Here is a 306-nt window from a genome sequence, read left to right as displayed (position 1 = left end):
GCCTTCGTCTTCGAGGTCGTCACGGGCCACGCCGGTCACGGTGGCGTAGCGCAGCTGCATCGCCTGCACCGAACGGGCCACCTTGGTGGGCTCGAACATGTCGACAGGGGAGGGCTTGCCGGTGTCGATCTGGCAGAAGTCGCAGCGCCGGGTGCATTCGGAGCCGCCGATCAGGAACGTTGCTTCCTTGTCTTCCCAGCACTCGAAGATGTTGGGGCAGCCGGCCTCCTCGCACACGGTGTGGAGGCCTTCCTTCTTGACCAGGTTCTTGAGCTGGACGAACTCGGGGCCCATCTGGACCTTGGC

Annotated in this window: 1 protein-coding gene; it reads right to left on the bottom strand. The window is 64.7% G+C overall.

From position 1 onward, the window contains the following. Nucleotides 1-306, bottom strand: a 306-nt coding sequence (locus JYA52_RS00065) for a lipoyl synthase (RefSeq protein ID WP_504739497.1), incomplete at both ends; no start/stop codon positions are given.

The organism is Arthrobacter pascens, from assembly GCF_017052465.1.
Classification (GTDB): domain Bacteria; phylum Actinomycetota; class Actinomycetes; order Actinomycetales; family Micrococcaceae; genus Arthrobacter; species Arthrobacter pascens.
Note: the sequence above shows the minus strand (reverse complement) of the source record. Positions and strands in the feature narration are given on the sequence as shown.